13 protein-coding genes are annotated in these 19492 nt (G+C 64.0%); 8 read left to right on the top strand and 5 right to left on the bottom strand.

The window, feature by feature from the left end; genetic code table 11:
• The first annotated feature begins 79 nt into the window (after nucleotides 1–79).
• The 4 genes from FX134_RS08845 to FX134_RS08830 all read left to right on the top strand — a co-directional run bounded on the left by FX134_RS08845 (nucleotide 80) and on the right by FX134_RS08830 (nucleotide 5875).
• Nucleotides 80–679, top strand: coding sequence for a TetR/AcrR family transcriptional regulator (locus FX134_RS08845; RefSeq protein ID WP_080800609.1), 600 nt, complete (start codon nucleotides 80–82; stop codon nucleotides 677–679).
• A 243-nt stretch (nucleotides 680–922) separates the two neighbouring features.
• Nucleotides 923–3031 (top strand): amino acid permease, encoded by a 2109-nt coding sequence (locus FX134_RS08840; protein WP_080800605.1) that lies wholly within the window; start codon nucleotides 923–925, stop codon nucleotides 3029–3031.
• 94 nt (nucleotides 3032–3125) lie between these two features.
• Nucleotides 3126–4613, top strand: a complete 1488-nt coding sequence (locus FX134_RS08835; protein ID WP_080800600.1) for a glutamate decarboxylase — start codon at nucleotides 3126–3128, stop codon at nucleotides 4611–4613.
• Nucleotides 4614–4903: 290 nt separating this feature from the next.
• Nucleotides 4904–5875 carry an endonuclease domain-containing protein gene (locus FX134_RS08830; protein ID WP_232050886.1) on the top strand — a complete coding sequence of 324 codons (972 nt, stop codon included), beginning with the start codon at nucleotides 4904–4906 and terminating at the stop codon, nucleotides 5873–5875.
• A gap of 42 nt (nucleotides 5876–5917) precedes the next feature.
• Here the strand turns inward: FX134_RS08830 and FX134_RS08825 are convergent, their stop codons facing one another.
• Entirely contained in the window at nucleotides 5918–6511 is a 594-nt protein-coding gene (locus FX134_RS08825; RefSeq protein ID WP_080800596.1) for a helix-turn-helix transcriptional regulator, read from the bottom strand.
• 320 nt (nucleotides 6512–6831) lie between these two features.
• On the opposite strand from FX134_RS08825, the gene FX134_RS08820 reads away from it, so the two are divergent.
• Nucleotides 6832–8034: an ATP-binding protein gene (locus FX134_RS08820; protein ID WP_080800593.1), complete on the top strand. Its 1203-nt coding sequence runs from the start codon at nucleotides 6832–6834 to the stop codon at nucleotides 8032–8034.
• 89 nt (nucleotides 8035–8123) lie between these two features.
• On the opposite strand, the gene FX134_RS08815 is transcribed toward FX134_RS08820, so the two are convergent.
• From FX134_RS08815 to arcA, 3 genes are all read right to left on the bottom strand, one after another.
• On the bottom strand, nucleotides 8124–8711 hold the full coding sequence (locus FX134_RS08815) for a helix-turn-helix domain-containing protein (protein WP_080800590.1): 588 nt from the start codon (nucleotides 8709–8711) through the stop codon (nucleotides 8124–8126).
• 206 nt (nucleotides 8712–8917) lie between these two features.
• Nucleotides 8918–10282 (bottom strand): ATP-binding protein, encoded by a 1365-nt coding sequence (locus FX134_RS08810; protein WP_197735978.1) that lies wholly within the window; start codon nucleotides 10280–10282, stop codon nucleotides 8918–8920.
• Between the two features lie 280 nt (nucleotides 10283–10562).
• Nucleotides 10563–11777: an arginine deiminase gene (gene arcA / locus FX134_RS08805; RefSeq protein ID WP_080800587.1), complete on the bottom strand. Its 1215-nt coding sequence runs from the start codon at nucleotides 11775–11777 to the stop codon at nucleotides 10563–10565.
• Between the two features lie 340 nt (nucleotides 11778–12117).
• Here arcA and FX134_RS08800 point away from each other — a divergent pair, with 340 nt between their 5' ends.
• Nucleotides 12118–13074, top strand: coding sequence for a helix-turn-helix transcriptional regulator (locus tag FX134_RS08800; RefSeq protein WP_080800584.1), 957 nt, complete (start codon nucleotides 12118–12120; stop codon nucleotides 13072–13074).
• Between the two features lie 169 nt (nucleotides 13075–13243).
• On the opposite strand, the gene FX134_RS08795 is transcribed toward FX134_RS08800, so the two are convergent.
• The gene (locus FX134_RS08795) at nucleotides 13244–14995 is read right to left on the bottom strand and encodes an FAD-dependent oxidoreductase (protein WP_080800581.1); all 1752 of its coding nucleotides are present in this window, start codon (nucleotides 14993–14995) and stop codon (nucleotides 13244–13246) included.
• A gap of 280 nt (nucleotides 14996–15275) precedes the next feature.
• On the opposite strand from FX134_RS08795, the gene FX134_RS08790 reads away from it, so the two are divergent.
• Together FX134_RS08790 and FX134_RS08785 are read left to right on the top strand one after the other, a co-directional pair.
• A complete protein-coding gene (locus FX134_RS08790) occupies nucleotides 15276–16727 on the top strand; it encodes a helix-turn-helix transcriptional regulator (RefSeq protein ID WP_087881552.1) in 1452 nt (483 codons plus the stop codon).
• Between the two features lie 70 nt (nucleotides 16728–16797).
• Entirely contained in the window at nucleotides 16798–19320 is a 2523-nt protein-coding gene (locus FX134_RS08785) for a transporter substrate-binding domain-containing diguanylate cyclase (RefSeq protein ID WP_080800579.1), read from the top strand.
• The last annotated feature ends 172 nt before the right edge of the window (nucleotides 19321–19492 follow it).

Here is a 19492-nt window from a genome sequence, read left to right as displayed (position 1 = left end):
TTGGTTTTTGCGCGCCGCCCCTCGACCCGAGGGGCGGCGTTGTATCGGGTGCTTGTGCGGTCCGGAAGAGGAGATGGGGATGGCCGAAACATCGCAGACGCCGAAATCGTTGAAAGCGCAGATCACGCGCACGTCGCTGGTGCTTGCCGCCGCCGCGTTGCTGCGCGAGCAGGGGCCGAAGGCGGTCACGTACCGCAAGGTGGCCAAGTGGGCCGGGGCGGCTTCTTCGTCGGTGGGGTACTACTTCGACTCCGTCACGCAGCTTCTCCACGAGGCGGGCCGCTACAACATCCAGCTGTGGGCCGAGCGCGCCGAGAAGGCGGCCTCGGCGGCCGAGGCGCTCTCGCCCGAGGAGTGCCGGGCCAGCGTGGTGGACATGCTCATCCGCGCGTGCCTTCCCGACGAGTCGGTGGTGCCGTCCGCGCATTACGCCCAGCTCATCGCCGCAGCCGAGTCCGACGTGGTCACCGAGGCGTACCAGAAGGGCCGCGTGTCGCTCGACGCCGCCATCGGGCGCATCCTGGCGCAGGCTGGCATCGACATGCCGCCGCGCATGGTGGGCACCGTGGTGGACGGCGCGGCCGTGGCCGCCATCTCAGAGGGCTACGACGTCCGCAAATTCGCCTCTAACCTGCTGAAACAGGTTATCGAGACCTACGAGAAGGCCTCCCGCGCATAACGCGCCGCCCGGCGCGCGCTGCCACAGCCGAAAAATCCTGCCACTTCGCCTCCGTGGATGCAGCAGATTTGGCAATCCGGGGCTGACGCTTCAATCACGGGAGGGTTAAGGCCCGCCCGCCCCCCAGTTTCCTTCCCTTGCTTCTGATAGAACGTTCGAGAACAACGAAACCGTGCGGTCGTGTCCTCGCGCTCTATCGGAGGGGATGTGTCGCACCCAAGGCAAGGAAAGGAGTGAAGGAGCATGAGCGAATCGCGTCAAAAGGCCGTCGCGCCCTCCGCCGATCCCGGTCCCGTCGGGCAGGTGGGAAGGCCGTCGTTCAAGCGCACGCTGACGTTCTTCGGGTTCTTCGCCATCACCGCGTCCATGGTGATGACGGTGTACGAGTACCCGTCGTTCGCGTCGTCGGGGTTCCAGTTGGTGTTCTTCCTGATCATCGGCGGTCTGCTCTGGTTTTTGCCCGTGGCGCTGTGCGCTGCGGAGATGGCCACCGTGAAGGGGTGGGAGTCCGGCGGCATCTTCGCCTGGGTGGGCAACACCCTCGGGCGGCGCTGGGGCTTCGCGGCCCTGTTCTTCCAGTGGTTCCAGATTACCGTGGGCTTCGTGACGATGGCGTTCTTCATCTTGGCGGCGTTCGCCTATGTGGTGAAGTGGGACGCGCTGTACAACAACCCGCTGGTGATGTTCTTCGGCGTGGCGGCCATCGTGTGGATCCTCACGCTGACGCAGCTGGGCGGCACGAAGTACACGGCCCGCATCTCGAAGGTGGGCTTCGTGGGCGGCATCATCGTGCCGGTCATCGTGCTGCTGGTGGGCCTCATCATCTACTTCGCCACGGGCGGCGCCTCGCAGATCAACATGACGCCGGCCACGTTCGTGCCCGACTTCACCAAAGTGGACACGCTGGTTATCTTCGCGTCGTTCATCCTGGCGTACATGGGCGTGGAAGCGTCTGCGTCGCACGTGAACGAGCTGAAGAACCCGAACCGCAACTACCCGCTTGCCATGATCGTGCTGGCCATCCTCACCATCGCGCTCGACGCGCTGGGCGGTCTGGCCGTGGCCACGACGCTGCCGGCCACGGTGCTGGACGGCAACCTGTCGTTCGGCGTGATCGAGGCGTTCCGCGCCATCTACGTGCAGCACATCAGCCCGTCTCTGAGCTGGATCGTGTTCGTGGTGGCGCTGCTGCTGGCGCTGGGCGTGCTGGCCGAGATCTCCGCGTGGATCGTGGGCCCGTCGCGCGCGCTGCTTGACACGGCGCACGACGGCATCCTGCCCCCGTCGTTCAAGAAGGTGAACAAGCACGGCGTGAGCGTGCAGACCGTCGTGATCCAGGCCGTCATCGTGACGGTGTGGGACGCGGTGCTGTGCGGCTCCATCGCGCTGTCCGGCGGTTCCAGCTCGTCGGTGGGCTACCTGACGGCCATCGGCCTGACGGTGGTCATCTACCTGGTGGGATACGTGCTGTTCTTCCTGGGGTACTTCTACCTCATCTTCAAGAAGAAGAACCTGCAGCGCTCCTTCCAGCTGCCGGGCGGCACGCCGTTCAAGGCCATCGTGGCCGGCGTGGGCCTCATCATGACGGTGGCCACGCTCGTCATCTCGTTCTTCCCGTCGTCGAACCTGACGGCGCAGGCCAACGCCGTGTACCAGGCGACGCTGGGCATCGCGTTCGTCATCTCGGTGGCCATCCCGTTCGTCATCTACGCGCTGCGGCATAAGTGGGCGCCGAAGCAGGCGGCCGTCGCGGCCGGCGGCGCCGGGGCGCATGCGGCGAGCGCGAGCGTGGGCGCGGGCCGCATCCCCGCAGCGTCTGCCGTGAGCCCGTCGCAGCCGGCGAAGGCCGATCCGATGCGCGGCGCGGCCCCCGAGGCCACGTCGAGCACGCAGGGCGGCGCGCAGACGCAGCCGTCCGGCAAGATCAACAAGCGCACCCGGGCGAAGGACGGCCTCGATTCCGATCCGAAGCCGCCGGCCGGCGGAAGCGGCAAGCCCCAAGCGTCCGGCGCGAGCGGCATGACCGCCGACACGGGTTTGGGCGGCCGCGTGGCCGGCTCCATCTCCGCTGCAGTGGTGAGCGTGACCAGCCGTCCGGCCAGCCCGCTTTCCGTCGACGCGCGCGAGACGGCCGACACGGTGGAGGCCGTGCGCACGCCCGAGCGCGGCCCCGCGCCCGTCAAGGACGCCGCCGACGTGCGCGACCGCCTCATCAACCGCGAGGCCGACGGCGACCTGCGCACGAGCGTGACCGAAGGGGTCGTTGGCCAGGGCCTTCCCCGTGCCGACGACGACACGCCCGACCCCAAGCGCGAAACCGGCCCCGACACGAACGGCCCGGCCTCGCACTAGCCGCGGCGTCGTACCACCCCGTGCGGCCGCTCCTTCGCGGCCGCACGGCTTCCCCAACTTTGGTTCCAAACCAACAACGACTCAGGAGGTTTTCATGGAACAATCATCCACCAGCAAGATCCTCGACACCATGGACGAGGGCACGCAATACTCCACGCCCATCTTCGGCTCCGAGGCGTCCGACGTGGCCATGCCGCGCACCAAGATGAACGACAAGCCGGTCGAGCCACGCATCGCGTATGAGATGATCAAGGAGTACCTGTCCATCGAGGGTAACGCCACGCAGAACCTCACCACGTTCTGCCAGACCTACATGGAACCCATGGCCACCAAGATCATGGCCGAGACCATGGAGAAGAACGCCATCGACAAGGACGAGTACCCCATGACGGCCGACCTCGAGAACCGCTGCGTCGCCATGATCGGCGATTTGTGGCACGCGAACCCCGACGAGGAGCCCATGGGCACCTCCACGGTGGGCTCGTCGGAGGCCTGCATGCTGGGCGGCTTGGGCATGCTGTTCCGCTGGAAGAAGCTCGCGAAGGACGCCGGCATCGACATCTACACCGCCCAGCGCCCCAACCTGGTGATTTCCTCCGGCTACCAGGTGTGCTGGGAGAAGTTCTGCCGCTACTGGGACATCGAGATGCGTCTCGTGCCACTTGAGAAGGACCACCTGTCGCTGAACATGGACACGGTCATGGACTACGTGGACGACCACACCATCGGCATCACGGCCATCCTCGGCATCACCTACACCGGCAAGTTCGACGACGTGCAGAAGCTCGACGAGCTGGTGGAGGCCTACAACCAGGAGCACCCGAAGCTGCCCATCCGCATCCACGTGGACGGCGCGTCGGGCGGCATGTTCGCCCCGTTCGTGGAGCCCGACCTGGTGTGGGACTTCCAGCTGAAGAACGTGTGGTCCATCAACACCTCTGGCCACAAGTACGGCCTGGTGTACCCCGGCGTGGGCTGGGTGGTGTGGCGCAGCAAGGAGGCGCTGCCCGAGGACCTCATTTTCTGGGTGAGCTACCTGGGCGGCAACGAGGCCACCATGGCCATCAACTTCTCGCGCTCGGCGTCGCAGATCGTGGGCCAGTACTACGTGCTCATGCGCAACGGCTTCGAGGGCTTCCGCGAAATCCAGGAGCGCACGCTTGACGTGGCGCGTTACCTGGCCCTGGAGCTCGACGAGATGGGCATCTTCGAGATCTACGAGAACGCGTCGCACATCCCCATCGTGTGCTGGGGCCTTAAGGAAGACGCGGGCGTGGAGTGGTCGCTCTACGACCTGTCCGACCGCCTGCGCATGAGCGGCTGGCTGGTGCCGGCCTACCCGATGCCGGCCGACATGCAGGACACCACCGTCCAGCGCGTCGTGGCCCGCGCCGACTTCTCCATGCAGCTGGCCATCCGCCTGGTGCAGGACATGAAGAAGGAGATCGACACCCTGAACAAGGCCAAGTTCGTCACCGGCAACACGCAGGGCGTCATCCAGACCGGCTTCAACCACGGCGGCCGCGCCGCAGTGGACGCCGGCGACAAGGTGCAGACGAAGGCCCCCGTGCCGACGAAGTAGCGAGGCATGCGGCACCAGCCGTCTGACTAGCGAGCGCCCCGACCATCCCGGTCGGGGCGCTTTCGTGTGCGCGTTCGGGTATCGCAGAGTCCAAAATTGGCAGAGATTCTGAAGTTTGTGATTTCTTCGCAAGACGAAGTTTCCTCCTTAAGAGAAAGCGAGAGCAAAACACCAGGTCGCAAATTTCTCCACGCCCTTCTTGACGATTTCCGCGAAACAAAAATCACAAATCTCGAAATCTCTGCCAAAATTGAAGTGTTCGCGGACAGTAGATGGCATATCATGGGTACATGGACTTGATCATCGGATATGAATCGGCTTTGGAATACTGGCGCACCGTCGGGCCGCGCTTCTTGCGCGGGGCGAAGGAGCGCCGAGCGGCGACTGCACGCGCGCGGAAGGCGTTGCGGGAGGAGGAGAAGCCGCGTCTTTCTGGGGGCAATCGCCGTCCGGCAGGGTGCGTGCTTCCGGTGAATGTGCTCGTGAGCAGTGCGTTGGCACGCGTTCAGACCAAAAGCGTGCTCAGCCATGAGTGGAGCTTTCTTCCCGACCGATCGGTGATAGATGCGGGGCAGGGATTCTTCGTGAGCACGCCAGAGTTCTGCTTTCTGCAGATGGCAAGCAGGTTGTCGCTTGCGCGGCTTATACAGGTGGGTTGTGAGCTTTGCGGCACGTACGCTCAAGATAAATACGGTCCGGCGCGTCGCCGGGAGGTTCCGCTGACCTCGGTCGCCAAGCTGCGCGCTTTCGTCGAGGCTGTTCCCGGTGCTTACGGGCGCGCGAAGGCTTTGCGTGCTCTGCGTTTTGTGCTGGATGGCGCCGCCTCTCCTATGGAAACCGTGCTGGCGCTTCTGCTGTGCCTGCCGTATCGGCTTGGCGGCTACGGAATAGAAAAGCCGCGGCTCAACTTCCATGTGGATGTGCCGAGCCACCAGAGGAAGCTTGCGGATCGGCGGTACTGCGAATGCGATCTGTGCTGGCCGGAGGCGAATCTGGTCGTGGAATACGACAGCAAGCTCTACCACACCGATCCTGAGCGACAGGAAAGCGACTCCCGCCGACGGGGGACGCTTGTGTCGCTGGGGTTTACTGTGCTCACCGTCTCGCGAATGCAGGTGATGGATGGCGGTGCCTTCAATCGGCTTGCCCATCAGGTGGCGAACCTGACGGGCAAGCGGCTGCGCTACGTCGACCCCGGCTTCACCCGCAGCCATCTCACTCTGCGCGATGAGCTATTTCAGGATATGCGGAGTGGGGAATAGGCGCCACGTGAGGGCATCACCTACCCGAACAGCTGGTATGCGTCAGCCCACCATCCCCGTCTTGTACATCAGGTAACCGACCACGAAGCCTACTGCGGCGGCGGCCAGGGTGAGGAGCACGCCCTTGAGCACGCGATGCTGGCGGGCGCGGCGGCTCTTGGGGTTGTCGCGGTCGATGGGCTCGCCCTTCGAGTAGGCCACCAGCTCGCGGTAGGTTACCACGTCGTTCTGCTTCTTCAGGTGCTCGACCACCGCGAGCATGCCCATGCCGATGCCCCACACCAGCAAGGCGATGATGGCCGAGGGCACGATGCCCCACCCCCAGACGTTGAACCCTCCGATGAAGAGCGCGCATCCGATGATCACGAACGCGAACCCTCCCCATGCCAGGTACGCCATCTTCTTCCAGTCGTTTGCAATTGCTTCCTTCATGGCTTCCATGTCTCCTTTGATCAGCTCGTCGACGGTTACGTCGAAGAGGACGCTCAGGAGCAGCAGGCTTTCCACATCCGGGTAAGTGCGGTCGGTTTCCCAGTTCGATACCGTTTGGCGGGTTACGTATATCTTCGCCGCCAGTTCCTCTTGGGAGAGTCCGAGCTCGCTTCTGTGCCGTTTGATTTGGCTTGCCAGTTCCACGTTCGTCCCTTCGCGAATCAAAGGTTGCCATGACGTGGCCCATCCTACCACCAAAAGGCTTTTGCAGAGCTGCCGTCGGGCGCATCAGACGCGCCAAAACTCTTTGACATGGCATTTGAACAGGGAAGACGGCGGCGCACACGTTACGCGTGAAGCTTGCCAGGACCCTGGAGGCAACTTTTTCGGTTATACCCGGCAAGTAAACTACCGTTAAGCGACTTTTCCGGTTATACCCGAGAAAGTTCACAAATTGAAAAACTTTCTAAGGTATAATCGGGAAAGTGGCAATTTGACTATTCGAACACATCGGATGGAGCACCATGGAGCTGAAACCTCGCCCTCGCTATCTCGATAAATTCAATGCCCTGAAAGATAACGGGCTGATCAAGGTCGTCGTGGGGATGCGTCGTTGCGGAAAATCCTCGCTCATGCGGCTTTTCGCCCGCTCCCTTGAGGAGCAGGACGTTCCGCCCGAGCGCATCGTGCAGATGAATTTCGAATCCGCGGACTGCTTCGATATTCTCACGTACCGCGATTTGGTGCGCAGGGTTCAGGACAAAACGCAAAGCGAAGGGCGCTATTATCTCTTGTTCGACGAGATACAGCTTGTCGAGTCGTGGGAGAAAGCAGTCAACGCGTTGCGCGTCGACATGGACGCAGACATCTATATCACCGGGTCAAATGCCTATCTGCTTTCCAGCCAGCTGGCAACGCTGCTGTCCGGACGCTACGTCGAGATAAACGTGTTCCCCCTGTCGTTCTCGGAGTTCGTGGAGTTCGTCGGCTCCGAGGACCCTGATAAAGCATTCGAGCGCTTTTTGTCGTTCGGCGGGCTTCCTCCTGTGGTTGAGCAGGGAGGCGACCGGGCGCTTGCGCAGACGGTGCTGTCCGGCATCTACAACACCGTGTTCGTGAAAGACGTCGCCCAGCATGTGCAGATAAGGAATGCGGCCGTGTTCAACGATGTCGCCTGCTATCTTGCCGATACCGCCGGATCGCGCGTATCCATTGCGAACATAGAGAACCGCTTGAAAAGCGCCCATCGGAAAACGTCGTCGGAAACCATCGAACGGTATCTTCAAGCGCTGGTCGACGCCTTCCTGTTCTATCGTGTCCGCCGGTTCGATGTGAAAGGCGGGACATTTCTCCAAGGGCTTGAAAAATACTACCCAACCGATTTGGGCATCAAGAGCATGCTGCTGGGCTTTCCCGAAGGAGATTACGGCTTCGCGCTGGAGAACGCCGTGTGCAACGAACTCCAAACGCGCGGCTACAACGTTCGCGTTGGGAAGGCGGATGCCCTCGAGATCGACTTCGTGGCAACTTCCGCAACCGAGACGCTCTACGTGCAAGTGTCGGCAAGCGTCATCGACGCGCAAACCAGGCAGCGCGAGCTGGCACCCTTCAAGGCGGTGGCGGGCAAGCAGGGGAAGAAGCTGCTGCTGACGCTCGACCGCCTGGGGCTCAGCGTGCAGGAGGGGGTCGAAGTCGCGAACCTGATCGATTGGCTTTTAGGTTGCTAAGAGCGCACCAAGGAAGGCGGTATTCTTAGCAACCCGGTGCATGGCGCGCTCCGCAACGCTGGGTGCGGGCCGCAGGGGCCCAATTTGCGCTACCCGAACAGCTGGTAGGCCAGAAGGCCGATGGCTGCGCCTATCGCGAGGGCTGCCACCGTCTTCGCGACGTTCTTGGCCAGGCGATGCTGGCGGGCGCGCTGGCTTTTGGGGTTGTCGCGTTCGATGGGCTCGCCTTTCGAGAAGGCTACCAACTCGCGGTAGGTCACTACGTCGTTCTGCTTCTTCAAGCGGTCGATCATGACGGCCGCGGCCATGCACACGCCCCACAGCAGAAGGGCGATGATCGTCGTGGGCACCAGGTCCCAGTGCCAAAAGAACATGCCGCCGAAGAACATCACCAGCGCTGCGGTACCGAACCCCATCATCACCAAAGCGAACGCGTCCATCTTTTTGCGGTCTTGCTCGATTGCTTCCTTCATCATTTCCATGTCTCCTTTGATCAGCTCGTCGACGGTTACGTCGAAGAGGACGCTCAGGAGCAGCAGGCTTTCGATGTCGGGGTAGGTCTTGTCGTTCTCCCAGCTTGAGATGGTCTGCCGCGACACATAGATCTTCGCGGCCAGATCGTCTTGCGAGAGCCCGCGTTCCGTCCGATGACGCTTGATATGCCTGCCGATCTCCACGAACGTTCCCTTCGCTGATCCAAGGTTGCCATGTCGCGGGGAAGTGTACCATCAAAAGCCCTTGACGCGCCCCGCCCGCAGGCGACTTCAGCGCGTCAAAAGTGCTTTACAAAGAGATTGATCAGGGAAAACGAAGTGTTCCTCCTCGTTTTTCCTGGGTTCGTCCCATAAGCCCGCGAGTGATTCTCCCGGTAAACCGCCCGTTGTCAAAGGGTGCTTCCGTCGATGCAGAATGCCGCGTAGAGCGGGACGCTTTTCAGCAGACGCCCGTCTTCCAGATCCGTTTCCGCGAAGTTGTTCTCGGATAGTCGGATGGCGTAGGGCGAGCGCCCGTGGTCCATGATGAGCTTTAGGCTCTTCGAGCGTACATTGTGCGAAGACTTCACTTCGACGGGAATCACCTCGGCCCGCGAGTTTTGGAAGACGAAATCCACCTCGCCGCGGGAGCCGCTTCCCTCTGGCATCCAATAGAAGGTGGAAAGACCATTGGCCTTCAGCGACTGCATGACGAAATTCTCGGCGAGCGCGCCGCGAAAGTCCGATGACAGAACGGCCTTCGTAGCTGGATCGAGGAACAGCTCGCCGTCGATGCCGAACTTATGGAACATGAGTCCTGTGTCGGCTACGTAGATTTTGAAGAAGCTGCCCTCCTCGTCGTTGTAAGGGGCGAGCGGCGCTTGCGTGTCCTTCGTAAGATCGTTCTGCGTGACGATGCCAGCCGCGATCAGCCATTCCAGGGGTTCGAGCAGGCGCTCGCGTCGCCCTCCGCGCTCCACGTCGGCGTATTTGAACTTCTTCGTGGATGATCGAAGAAGCTGCTTGGGCAGGCTTTCCCAGATTCGTTTCGCAGCGATGCCGCTGATGCCGTTGTCCGGATCCGTCATGTCAGCCGTGTAAGTGGCATCGATTTCGCTTTGATCCTCCGCAGCCGCCGACAAAAGGCCTGTCTCGCGATATGCCCGAACAGGCCGAGGCATGCCCCCTACCACGAGGAAGCGGTGGTAATGCTCGAGCGCCTCACCATGGAGAACGTAAGGTTCCATGGTGCGGACGTGGTCGCGGATGCTGTTCGCCATGGCCGTTTCCCCCATGGCCCAAAGATACTCCTCAAAGTCCATCGGGTGCATTTCCACTTGCCGAACTCCCGAGGGGAAAGGCAGCTTTCGCTGGCCGGTCGAGACGCCGAGAAGGCTGCCCGTTGCAACGACGCGCCAAGGAGAACCCGAGAAAAATCGAAGTGCATTGAGGGCTTTCTCGCTGAGCTGCACCTCGTCGAAGAAGAGAAGCGAGCGGCTCGGATCGAGCGAGGTTCGCTTGTACTCTCCGATGCGTGCGACGACACGGTCGACGTCGTCGGTCGGTCCGTCGAAGAGCGCCTCGATAGCGGCCAAGTTCGTTTGGAAATCCAACTTTACGAACCCGTCGCCGAACAGCCTTTTGCCTTCGTGCTCCACGAGATAGGTTTTCCCAACGCGCCGTGCACCGCGAATAAGGAGCGGGTGGCTATCGCCGCGAACGACCCATGCTTCGAAGGTCGAAGCCATTTTCCGCTTCATGGTGCGATCATCCAAAGGGTTCGCCTTTCTTCCCAAACAATTTTGTCTTGTCATATTACACGAAATCATGCAAGAACATGTACTATCTGTACACGAAATGACATAAAAACATGTACTTCTGAGGTTTAGGAAGGCGAAGATGCTTTATGAACGGGTGCATAACGCAGATCGCCGCCGCTCCGTCGAATCCGGTTCTCGTTCGCCACAAACTGGGCCGGATTCGCTAGAGCGACGGCGGTCTGCGTTCTCGCGAACAGCGACGCGAGAACGCAGGGGAAGCCGAAGGGCGGAAGGACTAGTCCTCGCGCTCGATGGGCATGCTCATGCAGCGCGGGCCGCCACGGCCGCGGGACAGCTCGGCGGAGGGCACGATGATGAGGTCGAGGCCCTTGTCGCGCAGCACCTTGTTCGTCACGTCGTTGCGCTCGTACACCACGATCTTGCCGGGCGCGATGCACAGCGTGTTGGAGCCGTCGTTCCACTGCTCGCGCTCGGCCGCGATGCGGTCGCCGCCGGCGCAGGGGATGAGCTCGACCGGGCAGCCGACGTACTGCTCAAGCACGTTCTCCAGCGTGTCGTTCATCTCGCGGACCTTGATGCCGCCGTTGTCAGGCGTGATCTCGAACACGGTCAGCGGGCCCATGATGCCGGGGTGGATGGTGAACTTGTCCGTGTCGATCTGCGTGAACACGGTGTCCAGGTGCATGAACGCGCGGCTGTTGGGGATGTTGAACGCCAGGATGGTGTCGATGGGGCTCGTCTCGTCGTTGAAGATGTTGTGCGCGATCTCGTCGATGGCGTCGGGCTCGGTGCGCTGAGAGATGCCGATGGCCAGCACGTGCTCGTTGATGTTGAGGATGTCGCCGCCCTCGATGTGGAAGGCGCTGTAGCGGCTGTAATACTGCGGGGTGCCCTTCAGCAGCGGGTGATGCGCGAAGATGTACTCGCCGTAGATGGTCTCGCGGTTGCGGGTGACGGAGTACATGCGGTTGATGGACACGCCGTTGCCGATCATCGCGAACGGATCGCGGGTGAAGTACAGGTTCGGCATGGGGTTGATGACCATCTTGGAAGCCTCAGACACGAGGTCGACCAGGGAGTTCGACTTATCGGTGTGCAGCTCGGTGAGGTTGATGCCCTCCATGGTCTTCAGCACGAAGTCCTTGGAATCCGGGTAGTTCTGCTGCATGTAGTCGAAGATGATCTTCTGGTAGCGGTCCGTGCGGATGCCGGCTTCCTCGATCCACTGCTTGAGGAACTTCTCGCGCAGCTCGGGGTTGGCCTCGAGCACCTCGGCCATGAGGTCCTCCAGGTAGAACACCTCGACGCCGTTGTCGCGCAGGGCCTGCGCAAACGCGTCGTGCTCTTCCTGGGCGACCTTCAGAAACGGGATGTCGTCGAACAGCAGCTCTTCGAGCGTGTTCGGCGTGAGGTTGAGAAGCTCCTTGCCGGGGCGGTGCAGCAGGACTTTCTTCAAGGGCTTGATCTCGCTCTTGACGTTAACTCCCATCGTGCAACCCTCCTTCTTCCTTTTTCGTGGTTTCGGCTCCCGAGGGGGCCATTTCTTCGCCAAGTACGCGTCGCTCGGCGGGCCGTTTGACGCGTTGACACCACCATGCGCCTGTCCAATCGTGGAGGAAAGATGTAAACGGGATTTAGCGATGGATCGATTGCGGGTGTAGCGGACCTGGTTTAGGCGGTACACCCCCGGTAAACACCTGGTCGATGCATGTTTTCGTTGACCTGGCCCCTGATGGGGCGGCGAGGAGGCGTAAAGAAGCCCGATATCGTGTATCATGGTTCAGGTTGCCGATGTTCATGCGGAAATGCGATAGCGAGGTGCTCGTAGAGTGGGTTTCGTGTTGTTCCATTACACGCTGTTCGTGCTGCTTGCCTCCATCCTCGCATCGGCCACCTGCCTCTCGGCCTACCTCGTGTCGCGCAAGCGGATCATGCTGTTCGCGTGCGCCGGCTTCCTCTTCTACTTCTTCGACGTGGCCTGGGTGTTCCAAGACGATTTCTTCACCGGGGCCGACGCGGGCTTGGGCGCGGCGTATTCGCTGGTCATGTCGCTGATGCTGGTGGTGACGGGCGGCGGGTTCCTCACGTCGTTCTGGCTTCTGGTGTGCGAGTACCTGGGCGAGACGCGCCGCGTGCTCAAGGTGGCGCCGCTCGTGGCGTTCGTCGTGGGCAGCGTGGGCTGCCTGCTGCTCATGCCCGAGGGCGACGTGCGCTCGTTCTGGTTCTACTTCATGCGCGAGGCGTACCTGTTCTGGATGCTGCTGTTCGCCGGCGTGTGGTTCGTCATGACGAAGAACGACGACGAGCGCAGCCGTCTGCGCCGCCATCGCTGGCTGTACGTGTTTTTGTGGGTGCTGGGGGCCTGCATCGTGCTGGAGGACGCGCTCGTGTTCCTGTCGCCCAACCCCATCCTCATCGGGCCGCGCGCGTACGCCCCCGAGCGCAACTTCTCCGAGAACGCGCTCATGCTGGGCTGCGCGTTCTTCGCGTGCCGCGACGCCATCCGCTCGCTGTCGCTGCGCTTCGAGCGCCCGCCCATGCGCGGCGGCGGCCGGCAGGAGGAGCTCATCGACGACAACCTGCTGACGTACGGGCGGCGCCACCAGCTGTCCGAGCGCGAGCAGGAGGTGCTGCGCTATGTGCTTTTGGGCAACGACAACCAGAACATCGCCTCGTCGATGCAGCTGGCGCTGAGCACCGTGAAAGTGCACGTGCACAACATCCTGCAGAAAACGGGGAAGGCGAACCGCCAAGAGCTCGTCCAGGACTTCTGGAAGATGTCGTAGAAAATGGCATAAAAGGGGACTGTCCCCTTTTATGCCAAAAAGCCCCTGCGCGTGGGGTCCCCTTTTATGCCAAAAAGCCCCTGCGCGTGGGGCGCGAGGGGCTTGAGGGGAAAGCGGGGGCGGCCGCGAGGGGAGGGGAAGGCGGCCGCCCCCGCCGGAGGGGTCTCGCTTACACCGCGGCGGCGGCGTTCTTGCCGGCCAGGCGGCCGAAGGTGAGGCAGGTGCCCAGGCTGATGCCGGCCACCACCACGGGGTAGTCCACCTGGAGGCGGCGGCCCATCGTGTTGCCGGCCACATACAGGCCGGGGATCGGGTCGTTCGTGCCGTCCTTCGTCACCTGGAGGTCGTGGTTGCACTCGAGGCCGCCGAACATCACCAGCATGCCCGCGTTGCCGAACTTGCACGCGTAGTACGGCGGGTTCTCCACGGGGAACATGCGCTTGGACATCTTGCCGAAGTCCTCGTCCACGCCCTTATGGCACAGCTCGTTGTAGCGCTCGATCTCGGCCTTCATCGTTTCCAGCGGCAGACCCGTCTTCTCGGCCAGCTCCTCGATCGTGTCGCACTTGACGTCGGCGCGCTCGTCCACCATGGCCTGCGTCGTGTAGCCCAGGCCGAAGCCGGACAGCACCGTCTCGTACTCGGCGATCTTGTCGTCGGGCACGAAGTAGGTGGTGTAGCCGTGGCCGTCGGGCATGTGGATGATCTGCTCGGGCCACTTGCTGTCGAAGATCTGCCACGCCTTCACGCCGGCCTTGGCCATCTCCGGGTCCTTCGCCATGGGCTGGCGGGTGTGCTCGTCGGCGATGTTCTGGCCGGGCACGTCCTCGTTCATGAAGCGCTTGCCCTCCATGTTGAGCTGCAGGAAGCTGTCCACGCCCAGCGCGCCGCCCATGTGGTGCGTCATCGGCGCGTGGGGGCCGAGCTCCATCCAGCCGCCGGCCCAGATGCCCATGAGCTGGCCGCGGCCGTCATCGACGCCGCCCATGAACTCCTCGGTCCACGGCGCGTAGTAGTGGCGCATCTCGGGGTTCGCGCCGTAGTCGCCGCAGCAGAGCACCACGGCCTTGGCGTTCACCTTGAGGTAGCCGTCGGGCGTCTTGGCGTAGGCGCCCTTCACGGCGTCGCCCTCGACGATGAGCTGCTCGCCCTCGGCCTCGTAGATGAGCTCGGCGCCGGCCGCCACGGCCGCGTTGAAGGCCGCCTCGCACGCCCACTGCATGTTGGGGTTCGTGGTGATGGTGCCGTGGAAGTAGGGGTAGAGCTCTTCCTTGTAGTCGTACGTGTCCAGCTTGGGGAAGCACTTCGGGCGGATGAAGTTGGGCTTGTCGGTCTCGCGGTTGGCGGCCGTGGACTTCAGCACCTCGAAGTCGGCGCCTTCGATGAACCAGTCGAAGTCCTCGCCGGAGTGGTCGTACCAGTAGCTCATCATCCACGTGTCGCAGCGGCCGCCGGTCTCCTTGACGAACTCATTCAGGATGTCGGCCTTCGGTGCCCACTCGATGCCGAGGTCCTTCTGGATCTGCGAGCCCACCACGCCGAAGTCGCCGGCCATGGAGATGACGGAGTACTTGTCCTCGGGCTGCTTCTCGAGCACGATGACCTTCTTGCCGGACTCGGCGGCCTCCTTGGCGGCGGCGGTGCCGGCAAGGCCCATGCCGATGACCAGCACGTCGCAGTCCTTCTCCTCCTTGATGTCCGTCGGCACGGCCGGCGGCGTGAGGAAGTCGGGCATGTAGCTGGTGGGGGAGCCGCCTGCCGGCGCGGCGCTCGCGGTGCCGCCCTCGGAGGCGCCGGTGGTGGTGCTGCCCGCCTCGCCCTTGGCCTGCGGCGCGCAACCGGCCAGGCCCGCTCCCGCGACGACGGCGGCGGTGGCGCCCAGCCCGAGGAACGCGCGGCGGCTCAGTCCTTGATCTTTCATATTCCCTCTCTCCTTTCGATGCGTTGCGAGCGTTTCATCGTTCGCTCGCCTGCATGAGGATTTCCGTTCTGGAAAACCTCCCCTGCGCCTTCGCACTCTAGGTCCCCGCCGAAGCCCCCGCCACACCTGGCGCAGGGTAGTTTTTCACTGAATGCGACCCACCTGATACGGGTAGGACGCGTTTCCCCAGGCGGCAAACCTTATAATTTGCAGAAAGATGAGCGGATGACGAATCGATGCGGATGGGATACACTTTCCCGCAAGGGGAAACGGAGGAGACGTGGATCGTCTGAAAGAGCTTTTCGCCGGCATGCGCATGCGCGACGCCGTGTTCATGACCGGTTATGCGCTGTACCTCGCGTTCGGCTACATGTCGTTCGAGTCGCCGACCGTGCTCACCTCGCTCGGCGAGAGCGGCGCGCTCGTGCAATCGCTGTTCCTGGTTGCGGTCATCGCCGCGCGCATCGCGGTGTACGCGGCCATGATCGCGCTCGCGCGGCGGGCGTCGCGCACCGCGCCGGGCGTGGCGGTGGTGGTGTGCGCGGGCGTGGCGGCCACCGGGTTCATCGTGACGCGGATGGCGTTCCAGTTCGCCGGGTTCGTGCCGCTCGAGTCGCTCGTGCCTTGGCTCGTGTCGGGCGGGCTGTTCTTCGGCGCGGGCGACGCGCTCATCAACCTGCTGTGGGCGCGCTTCTGCGGCACGTTCAGCCTACGGCGCGTGTACCTGTTCGTGCTGATGAGCAACGGGCTGAGCCTGGTGGTGTACTTCCTCGTCACCCTGCTGCCGCATCCGGCGGTGCTGCCGGTGGGCGCGGTGCTGTTCTTCGCCTCCATCGTGTTCTGCAAGCGCTGCCTGGACGCCCGCGCGCCCGTCGAGGAGGAGTTCTCCCGCCCGGTGTTCCGGGGCGCGCTCGCGGCCCTATGGCGCCCGGTGCTGGGCACGTCCATCCTGTCGTTCATGAGCGGGCTCATGCTGCAGCTGTCGCTGTCGCAGCAGATCCCGCTCGAGACGTTCCAGTACACGTCGCTCGTCACGCAAGCCGTCGTGGTGGGCGCGCTGCTGCTGCCCGCGCTCCTGGTGAGGAACCAGCCCAGCCTGGGCTCGGTGTACAAGGTGGCCCTGCCGCTGTCGGCCGCGGGATTTCTGCTGCTGCCGCTCATCTGGACGGGCGTGGGCGGGCTGGCCAACGCGTGCGCCCAGCTGGGAACGCTCGTGGCGGGCATCATCCTGTGGTGCATGCTGGCCAACGCGGTGCACGACACGAAGCTGCCGGCGGCGCTTCTGTTCTCGTGCTCGTTCGCGTGCACGAACGGCGCGCAGCTGGTGGGCACGCTGGTGGGGCGGCTCAACGCCCACACGCTCGGCCAGGGCGACGTGGCGCTCACGGCGGTGGCGCTGGTGGCGGTGTACCTGATAGCCATGGTGTCGATGTTCCTGTTCAAAGACAGGAAGCTGCAAGGCGTGGACGAGGCCGCCGCCGAGCCGCCCTCGTCGGAGCAGCGCGGCGACGCCCTGGAGGCGCGCTGCGCGGCGCTCGCGGAGGGCCACGGGTTCACGCCGCGCGAGTCGGAGATCCTCGTCCACCTCGGGCAGGGCCGTACGGCGCGCGCCATCTCCGAGAAGCTGGTGGTTTCCGAGAACACGGTGAAGTACCACATCAAGTCCATCTACCAGAAGCTCGACGTGCATTCCCGCGACGAGGTGATCGACCTCATCGAGCGAGAGGCGTAGTTTCCGCGCATCTCCCGTGTGCCGCAGCGTATAATAAGGGGCCTCGCGATCGAGAGATGCAGGAGAGGCGATGAGGCGAAGCGGCGAAGGGAGACGGTGCGGACGGCTCGCTCAGGCGGCCGCGCGCTGGGCGTTGGGCGCGGCCTTCGCGTTCGCGCTCGTCCTTGCCGCCCCCGCAGCGGCGCTCGCCGAGGACGCGGCCTTCGCCGGCGGGGACGCGGATGCCGCCGCCCGCACGGTGCGCGTGGCGTTTCCCCAGCAACCTCAGGTCATGTGGACGAACGAGGAAGGCGCGCGCTCCGGCTACACCTACGAGTACCTCGAGCGCATCGCGCAGTACACGGGCTGGGACTACGAGTTCGTGCCCGTGGAGGGCGACTGCATCGCCGCGTTCGAGACGTCGCGGGCCCTGCTCGAAGCCGGCGAGGTGGACCTCGTCGCCGGCGTCATGCCCGCCGCGGCCGACGGCGGCCCGTTTCTGCTCACGCGCGGCAGCTACGCCACGTTCGAGGCGGTGCTGCAGGTCGACGCCGCCCGCTCGGACGATCCGCTGCTCTCCGCGGACGAGGGCCGTCCCCTGCGCGTGGCGGCCGCCGGGCAGGCCGCGCTTCTGGACGACCTGGAGACCTTCTGCTCCCGCAACGGGATCCCGTACGAGGTCGTGTCCTGCGCATGCTTCGAGGACGCGCAGGCCGCCGTGCTCGAGGGGCGCGCCGACGTGGCGCTCGCCACCGACATGGGGCCCGCCGAGGGCCTGCGCGCCGTGGCGCACGTGGCGTCGCACCCCCTGTATTTCGCCGTCGCCCGCGGCAGCGAGGCCCTTGCCGCCGAGATCGACGCGGCGCTCTCGCAGATCGACAACGTGGACCCGACGTTCCGCCAGCGCCTACGCGAGATCTACTTCGCGCGCGCCGGGACGACGTTCGTCCTCGATGACGAGGATCGCGCCTACATCGCCTCCGCCGGCCCTATCAAGGTGGGCGTCCTGGCCAACCAGCCCCCGTACCAGTACGAGGAGGACGGCGAGGTCAAGGGCATCGCCATCGACCTGCTGAAGACGGTGTCGCAGAAGACGCGCCTGTCGTTCGAATTCGTGACGGCCGCCTCGGAGGAGGAGCTCGACGAGCTGCAAGCCCAAGGGGCCATCGACATGGTGGCCTGCGTCGATTACAACTACGCCACCGCGCGCGAGCGGCTGCTCGCGCTCACGCAGCCCTACGTGACGGCGACCTACGTGCTCGTCGCCAACGCGGGGGCCGCCAACGGCGACATCGCGGGCAAGCGTCTCGCGCTCGCCGCGACGAGCCGCTACGACGGGGTGTTCGTGGGCAACGTGCAGCGCTTCCCGTCCGTCGCCGAGTGCCTCCAGGCGGTGCTCGACGGCGAGGCCGACTACACCTATGTCGACGAGTACGTCATGCAGTATTTCCTCAACCTGCCCGATTACCGCGGGCTGCGCGTGGCGCCGCAGACCCACGAGCCCCGCCGCCTGAGCTTCGGCATCGCGCGCGGGGGAGACGCCGCCCTGCTCGGCATCGTCGATCGGGCGGTCGGGTCGCTCTCCGAGATCGAGCTGCAGGGCGTGATCAACGGCAACGTGATGAGCGACCAGCCCTTCGACATCGTGGACTTCGTGCGCGCCCATCCTGTGGAGACGTTCGCCGCCGGGGCCGCCGTGCTGCTGGTCGTGCTGCTGTTGGTGCTGGTCATCCTGTACCAGCGGGCGCGGGAGAACGCGAAGACCGCGTTCGACTTGAAGAAGCGGCTGCGCTTCTACGCGCTGTGCGACGACTACTTCTTCGAGTACGACAAGCGCACCGACACCCTCGTCGTGTCCCTGCCCGACGACGGGCGGCGCGGTGACGCCGAGCCGGTGGTCATCAGCATGAACGCGAGCTCCTTCGTCATCGAGAAGGCCGACAAGGAGGCGTTCCTCGAGCTTCTGCGCTCCGACGAGCGGCGGACAGAGGAGCTGCGCCTACCTGACGCGGACGGCATCGAGCACTGGCTGCGCATCTCCGTCGAGCCGGTGGACGATGCGGGCCGCTCCGCCGGCACCGTGGGCAAGATGAAGATCATCGACGACGAGCGCCAGGAGAAGGACCAGCTGCTGGCGAAGGCGGAGCGCGACAGCCTGACCGGCCTGCTGAACTCCGACACGACGCGCCGCCGCGTGGAGCAGCAGCTGGCCGCGCTTGCGCCGGACGGGCACGGCGCGCTCGTCATGGTGGACATCGACCGCTTCAAGGAGGTCAACGACACGTACGGCCACCTCGTGGGCGACCATGTGCTCGTGGGCGTGGCGCGCGTCCTGCGCGAGAGCTTCCGCGTGGGCGACGTGGTGGGCCGGCTGGGCGGCGACGAGTTCATGGTGTACATGGACCGGGTCGACGCGTCGCTGGCGGAAGCCAAGTGCGAGTCAGTGCGGCACTCCGTGGAGCGCCACGCGTTCGACGGCACGGATTGCCAGGTGACCATCAGCACGGGATGCGCCCTCTCGGAGCGCGGCGAGTCGTTCGAGGACCTGTACCGGCGCGCCGACGAGGCGCTCTACGAGGCCAAGCGAAGCGGGCGCAACCGCTGCGGCTTCTAGCGGCGCGCCGCCGACGGCGACGGCCTTCGGGCGGCTCGGCGGCCGTTTCACGTATACGCGGGGTCTTTATTCTGCTAAAGTAAGCCAATCTACCTGCGTGCGCCTGTCTCTGCGCATTCGGCAACAGGACCGAAACGAACGATGGGGATCATGGAGAGGGGCAACGCGCAAC

It is taken from the genome of Arabiibacter massiliensis, assembly GCF_902386925.1.
Lineage (GTDB): Bacteria > Actinomycetota > Coriobacteriia > Coriobacteriales > Eggerthellaceae > Arabiibacter > Arabiibacter massiliensis.
The sequence above is the reverse complement of the archived record's forward strand: the minus strand, read 5'-3'. Positions and strand labels throughout refer to the sequence as shown.